Origin of the sequence: Arachidicoccus rhizosphaerae (assembly GCF_900107765.1) — a bacterium.
GTDB lineage: Bacteria > Bacteroidota > Bacteroidia > Chitinophagales > Chitinophagaceae > Arachidicoccus > Arachidicoccus rhizosphaerae.
Window position 1 is genome coordinate 45,572 of sequence record NZ_FNQY01000027.1, and the last position, 9,106, is coordinate 54,677.

At 47.5% G+C, this 9,106-nt stretch carries 6 protein-coding genes; 4 read left to right on the forward strand and 2 right to left on the reverse strand.

Features of this window, described 5'->3' with window-relative positions; genetic code table 11:
* Window positions 1–134: 134 nt before the first annotated feature.
* On the reverse strand, window positions 135–2,477 hold the full coding sequence (locus BLU80_RS16710; RefSeq protein WP_211481887.1) for a vWA domain-containing protein: 2,343 nt from the start codon (window positions 2,475–2,477) through the stop codon (window positions 135–137).
* Between the two features lie 599 nt (window positions 2,478–3,076).
* Here BLU80_RS16710 and BLU80_RS16715 point away from each other — a divergent pair.
* The gene (locus BLU80_RS16715; RefSeq protein ID WP_139188186.1) at window positions 3,077–5,521 is read left to right on the forward strand and encodes a glycosyl hydrolase family 95 catalytic domain-containing protein; all 2,445 of its coding nucleotides are present in this window, start codon (window positions 3,077–3,079) and stop codon (window positions 5,519–5,521) included.
* A gap of 22 nt (window positions 5,522–5,543) precedes the next feature.
* Here BLU80_RS16715 and BLU80_RS16720 read toward each other — a convergent pair whose 3' ends face one another.
* Complete coding sequence (locus BLU80_RS16720; protein ID WP_244518988.1) at window positions 5,544–6,515, reverse strand: DMT family transporter; 972 nt, start codon at window positions 6,513–6,515, stop codon at window positions 5,544–5,546.
* 73 nt (window positions 6,516–6,588) lie between these two features.
* Here BLU80_RS16720 and BLU80_RS16725 point away from each other — a divergent pair, with 73 nt between their 5' ends.
* The 3 genes from BLU80_RS16725 to BLU80_RS20180 form a co-directional block, all read left to right on the forward strand.
* Window positions 6,589–7,218, forward strand: coding sequence for an RNA polymerase sigma factor (locus BLU80_RS16725; RefSeq protein WP_211481888.1), 630 nt, complete (start codon window positions 6,589–6,591; stop codon window positions 7,216–7,218).
* Window positions 7,218–8,954, forward strand: a complete 1,737-nt coding sequence (locus BLU80_RS16730) for a TonB-dependent receptor plug domain-containing protein (RefSeq protein WP_091400769.1) — start codon at window positions 7,218–7,220, stop codon at window positions 8,952–8,954. Before BLU80_RS16725 ends, BLU80_RS16730 begins: the two co-directional genes overlap by 1 nt.
* Before the next feature lie 61 nt (window positions 8,955–9,015).
* Window positions 9,016–9,106, forward strand: a 91-nt coding sequence (locus tag BLU80_RS20180) for an AAA family ATPase (RefSeq protein ID WP_139188187.1), incomplete at its 3' end; no start/stop codon positions are given.

A 9,106-nucleotide genomic window follows, 5' to 3' on the forward strand; every position in this document is an offset into this window, starting at 1 on the left:
CTCCGGAGCATAAAGTTCCCTTTAACCTCGCCAACAGGTTAAAGGGAACTTTATCTCCGTTACCGGTGAAAATCCGCCGGTGCACTTTGGGAAAGAGACCTGATAGGCTGTTGTTGTTCGCTGATACCGGTCTGCTAAAGCTCCGTTGCGGCCTGTCCTGCCGGGATGATTTTAGCCACGGGAGGCGCTTCTTTAAGGCCCCGGTGACGTCTGGGTAAGGGGAAAGGTCTTGGGACAGGACGGATGACGGGTGGTTTTTGTACGGCATCTCCTTGTACTTCGTTGCCGATTAATGCCTGGCTGGTCTGGACCAGGGTTAAAAACTGTCCGATCTGACCGGTTTTATCCTCAGCAAGCGGTTTTTGAATCAATTTTTCCACTTCGTCATAACTGGCAGACTGTTTATAATCACTGTTTTTTAACAGCATGCCCCAGCTGGCAGCTGCCGCCGCCAGCTGAAACCGGCCGGAGGCGGAGGCAAGTGGCAGGCTGCTGTCTGCTATTAACTGACGGATCAATTTGCTTTTCTGGCCCGCTGGCGTCTTATACCTTATTTTTATAAGCCCGAGCTCTGCGCTTTGAACACTCGCAGCCTGCCCAGCAGATTGTAAGGCATAGCCATATCTTAAGGAGTCAACTGCAGGTGTAAAGGCATCTTTAAGTCCCTTAGGGATAATTTCATAAAGGGCGGTGACGGTACTGCCGCTACCCATCTCGCCGGCGTCCACCGTGTCCTGATTAAAATCCTCATCCGCCAGTGCCCTGTTTTCATAGCCAATCAGGCGGTAGGCTTCCACTTTGTCCGGGTTAAATTCGACCTGTACTTTGACATCTTTGGCAATGGTGAAAAGCGTACCTCCGAACTCCTTTAACAATACCCGGCGCGCCTCAGCACTATTATCGATATAGGCATAATTTCCATTGCCCTTATCTGCCAGCAGTTCCATTTTATCGTCTTTATAATTGCCCATGCCAAATCCCAGAACAGACAGGAAGATGCCTGATTTTCTTTTTTCGGTAATGAGCTTTTCCAGATCCTCAAGGCTTGTGGCTCCCACATTAAAATCACCGTCGGAGGCCAGGATAATCCGGTTATTCCCGTTTTTATTAAAATGCTTTTCTGCCATTTGGTAGGCCTTCTCAAGCCCCCCGGCACCGTTGGTGGAGCCCCAGGCCCGCAGCCCGTCCAGGGCTGTCTTTATTTGTTGTTTATGACTGCCGCTTGTAGGTGCAAGTACATCTTGTGCGTTGCCGGCGTAGGTTACAATGCTGACATGGTCTTCAGCTCTGAGCTGGTCGGTCAGCATTTTAAAGGCAGATACCAGCAGGGGCAGCTTACCTGGTTCATTCATGGAACCCGATACATCAATTAAAAAAACAAGATTGGAGGCGGGTAGCTGATCTGTGGCAACTTTTTTAGCCTGTAATCCTACCTGTAATAAATAATGCCGCGGGTTCCAGGGCGCCTGGCTTAACTCCGTCTGGATAGCTACAGGGTCCTGCCCCTTTGGCTGCTGGTACTGGTAATCAAAATAGTTGATCAATTCTTCAATGCGTACGGCGTTTGAAGGCGGCAGGTTGCCCTGCTGGATAAACCGGCGTATGTTACTATAGGAAGCCTTATCTACATCAATGGAAAAAGTGGACAGCGGGCTGCTCTGTGGCGATTTAAACCCGCCCTCTTTTTCATGTGCATAGGACTCGGCAAAGTCGTTTGCCGGGAAATTACCATATAACGCGGCACGGTTTGGGTCCTTTGAAACCAGAAGGCCGGCGACACGTCCCTGTAAGGCGGAAGACAGGGTCGTAGTATTGTTTGGGGTAATCATTTGACTGGCCGGGATCACGGCTGCAGGTTCATGGCTTTTTTTTGTGCGGGTATTGGAAGCTTTACCATATCCTATGATAACAACCTCAGATAATGACTTAGGCAGATTTTTGTCAAGGCTGGTAGAGTCCGCTATATTAGTATTGTCCCTGGTTAACTGAATCTTTAAAGGTGGCCTGACATCTTTATTGGCAAGTGTTTTTTGCGTATATCCATTTTTAATAAAGACAAGTTGCTGACAATCCTGGGAAATAAGGATGGAGAAATTACCCCTGGCATCCGAGTATTCAACGGTGCCGGCAGGGATTGTCTGAATAATTACACCCATAATGGGAACACCGTTATAATCTGTTATGACACCGCTGATTTTTTTTTGGATATTCAGCTGTGATCCTAAACCGGCAGCCGGCGTAGAGCCGGAAGACACCGTCTTTTCAGTGGCCGTCTGTGGTGGAAGCGCCTCTGCTGTAATGAAGATAAAAAGACTCAATAGCATAAGAAAAAGCCATTGGTTTTTCATAAGACGCCTTTTGCCTACGTGGATGGTATTTACCTGTCTTAGAGAGGGATTAAAACGACCGGCTACTGAAGCAAGTGGAGCGGGGCTGAGGCCGGAGGCAGAATATTGCGGATATTGTACTGTTGCCATAAGAAAATGTTTTAAAGTTGATTATTTCCAAAAAAGCGACCGGTGAAATTCTTCCAGTGATATAATCTGCAGGTTTATAAAGCTTAGAAAAATGCGGCCATAGCGGTTTTTGCTGTTCACTAGCGGGGACCTTCTTATCGCTTTTATAACTAGGATGCTGAATAAAACCCGATTACATAAATCGTCCGAAATTTTTTTATGCAGATTTATTTAATTGATAATGAGCCGGTTGAGGTGGCTATAATACCGGTAGTAAGTTTTTCTGAAAATAATTTTCTGTTTTCAGATGGCGCAGGTAAGTAACAATCTGACAGCTGCCTTTCGGTGCTGGTCATGGCGCATTAAGCACGAAGGCAGGTGTTTTCTAGTCTACCCCGTCTGCTAAATTATCATATATAAAAGCTAATAGCCGTGTGTGGCTGTTGGCTGGTCTTGGTTAACTTTACCAGGATAATACATCAGGTATCCGGTTTTAGAACTGACCTTGTTTTTGTCGTCTTGGCCGGATTATCTTTTACGGCAGGGTCGGATAGAGGAGGATAAAATGTCGCCGGACAGCCCAGCCACAATCCATATTGATGAGCTCAAAAAAATATTCCATGGAAAATTTTAGTCTCGTTTCTGTACGCCTGCAACTGCGTCAATTTTCAGTGGCAGCCCTGTTTAGTCTGATGGGGACGGTTATGACTACGGGTAATGCTGCCCGGGCGCAGCAAACACAAAACCAGGTCGACTGGCAGTCATTTATGCAGCGTAATGATATGGTGTATGACACGTTGACGACTACCTGGACAGATGGCCTGTTTACCGGTAACGGGCTGCTGGGGAATACTATTTTTATAAGGGATGCCAGCACGCTGAGGATAGACGTAGGCAGAACGGACGTAAGAGACCACAGAAAGGATACGGTGCTGGGAGATCTGTTTTCCAGGGCCAGGCTGCCGATCGGATATTTCAGTTTGCAACCCCTTGGGCATATCCTTTCTAATACAGCCCGGCTGGATATCTGGAACGCCGTGGCAAAAGGCATCCTTCAGACGGATAAAGGAAGCATATACTGGCGCAGCTGGACCGAGAGTAATAAAAATGTGATTATTTTTCAGGTAGGCTTAAGTGCAGGGGAAAAAGACGCCGGCTGGAACTTCCATCCCGCTGAAGCTAAAAGTCCGAGAATAGATTTTCATCCGGAATTAAAAGACAGCTATACCGCTAATCCTGCTGCCAGAGAAGGCAGAGAAGGCCTCTTCAGTTACGTAAAGCAGTCTTTACTTGCAGGCGGCGGCTATACAACCCTTTGGCAGATGGTCGCACCGGCGGAGGCTACTTTGGCCAATGCCTTTTGGATGCAGGATCCATTTTATGAATATTATGGTCATTCAAAGGCTGCGGGGCAGCTACCGGTAACCTGGCGAACCTATTACATCAGTATCGGCAACGACAGCAAGGATCTGACCGCCAGCTTAAAAGAAGCAAAGCTTGCCGTTCACAAGGCAGCGGCCGGGACTATCCCGTCCCTTCTGAAAGATCATGAAAGCTGGTGGCATGCCTATTACCAGAAAAGTTTTATCAGTTTACCTGACCCGGTGGTCAACAGCTTTTACTGGGCACAACTCTATAAACTGGCATCCGCTTCCAGAATAAACAAACCCTTGATTGATCTGATGGGCCCCTGGATGGCGGCTACGCCCTGGCCTGCCAACTGGTGGAACCTCAATACAGAGCTTACCTACAGCCCACTGTATACCTCCAACCATCTGGACATTGCCTCCGTGTTAGGCCATGCCATTTATGCCAACCGGGTAAATCTCTATGGCAACGTACCTGCTGCCTTTCAGTATAATAGCGCCGGGCTCGGCCGGGCCAGCGGACCTGAGATGAAAGCTCCGTTAATGGTCACGGGAGCTGCAGCGGATAAAAATAAACCGGATGGCAATATGGAGCTGGGGGATCTTACCTGGAACCTGTATTATTACTGGCTGCAGTATCGGTATTCCATGGATACAACCGTGCTGGAAAGGTTGTATCCCATTCTTAAAAGAAATATCAATTATTATCTGCATCTGGCTAAAAAAGAAGCAGACGGGTATTATCATCTGCCCTATACGTATTCTCCGGAATATCCGGGTGGCATGACTCGCGATGCGAACTATGCACTTTCCTTATTCAGGTGGGGCTGTCAGACCCTGATAGAGGCCAGTCATATTTTAGGGAAAAAGGATTCCCTGGTTCCAAGATGGCAGCAAATGCTGGAAGAACTCACGCCATATCCGACGAACGAAAATGGCCTGATGATAGGAAGAGATGTACCTTTTGCCAAGTCGCACCGCCATTATTCACATCTGTTAATGATTTACCCGCTGCATTTAATCACCTGGCAGGATAGCGCCTATAAGCCGTTGATTCAAAAGTCACTCGCGCACTGGCATAGTTTGCCCGGCGCCCTGCAGGGTTATTCTTTTACCGGAGGGGCCTCCATCTATGCCTTAATGGGTAAGGGAGATCAGGCCTTGGATTATTTAAAGACTTTCATACACAAATATGTCAAGGCTAATACGATGTATACGGAAAGCGGACCCGTTATAGAAACGCCGCTGGCGGCGGCTACGTCTATTCAGGAGCTGCTGATCCAGAGCTATAACGGCATTATCCGTGTTTTCCCGGCCGCACCCACCGCATGGGCCGATATCAGTTTTGATCATCTGAGAACAGAGGGCGCATTTCTGGTGAGTGCAGTCAGAAAGGGTGGCAGAACCCTATGGGTAAAGGTGCAGGCGACAGCAGATGGACCTTGTATCCTGCAGCCAGGTTTTGATGCTAAGCAGCCGCTGTTAATAAAAACCCTTTCCGGCAGTCTGAGTTCCCGTGATGTAAAGCCCTGGCTTTCCGGTAAGGTGTCAGACGAAAAAAACTACCAGCTGTATATGCATAAAGGCGATGAGGTGGTGCTGTATACGGATCAAGCGGACCTGCAGGTGCCTTTAAGCGCTGTTGGTTTTGATCCATCGGAACCCCGGAATTATTTTGGAAAGAAACTGAAAAAATAAAGGCCCGTTCTGGCAAAACGCATTAAGGTGTAAGCCTGGAATCCTTTATAGAAATCCGGGATTGTAAGATAACAGATAAAATGACCAGCAGCAGGCCGAGGTAAAAAGAGTTATTGAAGTCCCGGCCTTCCTGAAAAAATATAAAGGCTATTATGATGGCGTAAATAGGTTCCAGATTCATGGTGAGATTGGCCGTAAAGGCAGAGATCTTTTTAAGCGCCTCTGTGACCAGGATATACACCAGTACGGTACAGACGGAGGCCAGGATGATTAAATACGCCGTATCTTTTAAACCGGGAATAAGTTCGGTCCCCGGAAAATAGTGCAGATAAAAGGGGAGTATGACGCTCAGGCCCGCAGCGCCCCCGATCATCTGATAATAATTGATTTGCAGGACATCGTAAGTCGCCGCCAGTTTTTTATTGTAGATATAATAAAGCGAAAAGAAGACCGGAGAAAAAATCCCCAAAAGGATACCCAGGCGCATGGAACTGTCAAAACTAAAAATCAGTCCGATGCCTAATAAGGTTAATCCGCTGAGTAAAAACTCTGATAACATAAATGGGGTCCGGGTGATTAAGGGAGAGAATATGGCTGTGAAAAAGCTGGCCATACAGGCACAAACAACGCCTATGGATATATTGGCATATTTGATACTGCCATAAAAAAAGACCCAGGAAAGTGTCAGCAGAACACCGTATTTCCCGATATGGAATTTTTCTCTTAAGCTAAGCGCTGGCCTGCCCGATCTTTTTTGCAATAATACCCAAAGAATGATGGCGGCAAAAACAACTCTATACCAGGACAGTAATAACTCACTTAGACTGATCAGCTTGCCAAATATGGCGGAAAGTGCCAGAAAAAGCACAGAAATATGTAAATACCAGTAGGCTCTTTTCATATTTGACGGGATGATTAACGGCCTGGGCATACCCTTGCCGGGAGCAAAGGTAAGGCGCGCCGGTTGAACAAAATTACAGGGGAGGCGCCCCATCTGAAAAAAGTGTTTTTTTGCCCGGTCCGGAAGATGGACGCCAGGATGATACCATCCACATAAATTGCCTATATTGCAGGAACAAATGCAGGTAAAAACCAATACTTTATCTAATAGCACGTCATCTGATACGGATGAAATGCTCCTGGAAGCCTATAAGGCTTCCGGTGACCTGGAACTGTTGAGCACACTGTATAAAAGGTATATGGGACTGGTTTACAGCATTTGTTTGAAATATTTTAAGCAGGCTCCCGCCAGCGAAGACGGCGTAATGGATATTTTTGAGCAGCTGATAGAAAAGGCTAAAAAGCATGATATTCAGCATTTTAAGCCCTGGCTGGGGATGGTTGCCAGAAATCATTGTCTGATGCAGCTACGCAAAAAATCCCCGGACAGCGTAGTTAGGCCGGAGAAGTCATTTATGCAATCGGAGGACGCGCTGCATCTTAGTGGCGAAGCCTACGCTCCATTTGAGCTTTCTGATACGCAGGCCCAGGATAAAGAGGTCCTACTGACCAGTATGGAAAAATGTCTGGAAGCGCTGGTGAGTCAGCAGCAGATCTGTATTCAACTGTTTTATCTGGAGCAGAAATGCTATCAGCAGGTGGCAGAGATGACCGGGTTTGCGATTGAAAAAGTCCGCAGCTATATTCAAAACGGCAGAAGGAACCTTAAAATTTGCATGGAAAAAGATAAGCAGTAATGCAAAAGCAATACGACATACAGACCCTGATGGCTTATCTGGCTGGCAAGCTGGACGCCAGAGCCATGCACGAACTGGAAAAGCAGGCGTTGGAAGATCCTTTGCTAAGTGAAGCGCTGGAAGGACTTAGAGAAAATAATGAGGTGTCTGAACCGGACCTGGAGCAAACCATGCAGCGCCTGTCAGACAGACTGGATCAAAGGGTAGCGCAAAGCAAAACAGTTACCGGGCCGGAACAAGACGGTGACACCGCAGACGCAGCGATAAACCTGCCCGTAACCTCTATTAATGCGCATAAAACTAATTTTAATAAACGACGCCTATGGGCCGCTGCAGCCGCCATTTTCTTTTTATTAAGCGGCGGGCTATTGTATTTTGTCCTGCAGCGTGGAGACGCAACTAAAAAAGGTACACCTGCAACGGAGGTTGTCGCACTGGGAAGTAAAGATAATGTACAGCGCCCTTCCGTGGCAGATTCGGGATTGGATACCGCAACGGATGTGGCTAACGCGGTAGCGCAGGCTTTGTCTGATCATCAAAATAATCTGGCAGATAGTGAGCAGGCGGATCAGTCCAAAGAACTCGCAAAAGCACAGACAACAATACGGGCAATACCCAAAAGTCCGGCATTGATTACGGAGCGTTCAGCGCACCTGCCGGAGCCCGGAGCGAATCCGGCAAGGAATCCGGCGGCGGATCTGGCAGGCACTGTGAATAGTCTAAAGCCGGCAGATATTTCCGCCGGCCAGCTGATCCATGATAGTCTTTTGCGAACTCCTTTACCCAATCCCGGACAGCTGGCAACTGCTTTACAGGGAAAGGTGGCGGGTATCGCCATCAGCAGGGAAAATGCAGGCGTCCGGTCACCTAAAAAAAATCCGGCCTCCATGGAAAAAGCGCTTCGTCCGGCGGCTGCTTATAATGCGCAAAGTGATCAGGATAACCATGCCATGTCATCAGAGAAGGTAGCGGGGCTTCCTGCTGATAGCGCTGCAGACGCACTGGCTGAAGTGGTTATTGTCGGTTATGGGAAATCCGGTAAAAAGTTATTCGCCCGCTCAAAGCTAAAGGCTCAGGCACATGAAATCAGACTCAGGGGCGTAAGGCCGGTGTCAGACAGTTTACCCCCTGGTAAAAATGGGCAACCGCTGTATGTGATAGACGGCAGACTCTTGAACAGCGGTGAATTTGAAAATCTGAGTCCCAACAGTATTGAAAGTGTTTCAGTTTTGTCCCCTGAGAAAGCCCCCGCCATCTATGGCGAAAAAGGTAAGTATGGGGCCGTTTTGGTTACGACCAAAGCAGGCAGCAGACTCGCCCGTGTACGCGGGGAAGGTCTTAACCGTAAGCTAATGGATAAGAAGTATGAGCAGACAAAAGTGAGGGTCAGCCGCCTGAGTGGTCATTTAAGACCGGTTGCGGGTTTTGCGGCCTTTAAAAAATCTCTCTCAGAACAGCTGGATACTGATTTATCCAGTGGTGTGATTAGTCTAAGGGATAAGGGTAGCCTGATTTTTGAATTGCGGTTAACTGGTAATGGAAATAATAGAATTGACATTTTTAATATCCGGGCCAAAAATCCAAACCTTATTCAATGGTTTAAATCGGCGCTGACAAAACAGGATAACTGGTATCAGTGGCAGCCTGAGTCGCCGGCGGATAATTCTGCTAATGCTACTTCCGGGGCTACGGAAAAACAGGCCCCCACAAAAATAAAGATAAGCCTGCTGGAATAGAATAATTTCGGCTAAATCTTATTTTGAGGTGCCAGCCAGGGAATATCCGTATCTTCGCTGTATGTTAAGAAAATACCCCATTGGCATACAGAGTTTCCGGGAAATCCGGCAGGGAGGTTATGTTTATATTGATAAAACTAAGATTATCCACC

What these genes read in the sequence shown, in the direction of transcription:
- BLU80_RS16720 (WP_244518988.1), bottom strand. Translation starts at nt 6,515, where the DNA reads ATGGGGCGCCTCCCCTGTAATTTTGTTCAACCGGCGCGCCTTACCTTT.
- BLU80_RS16715 (WP_139188186.1), top strand. Translation starts at nt 3,077, where the DNA reads ATGGAAAATTTTAGTCTCGTTTCTGTACGCCTGCAACTGCGTCAATTT.
- BLU80_RS16730 (WP_091400769.1), top strand. Translation starts at nt 7,218, where the DNA reads ATGCAAAAGCAATACGACATACAGACCCTGATGGCTTATCTGGCTGGC.
- BLU80_RS16710 (WP_211481887.1), bottom strand. Translation starts at nt 2,477, where the DNA reads ATGGCAACAGTACAATATCCGCAATATTCTGCCTCCGGCCTCAGCCCC.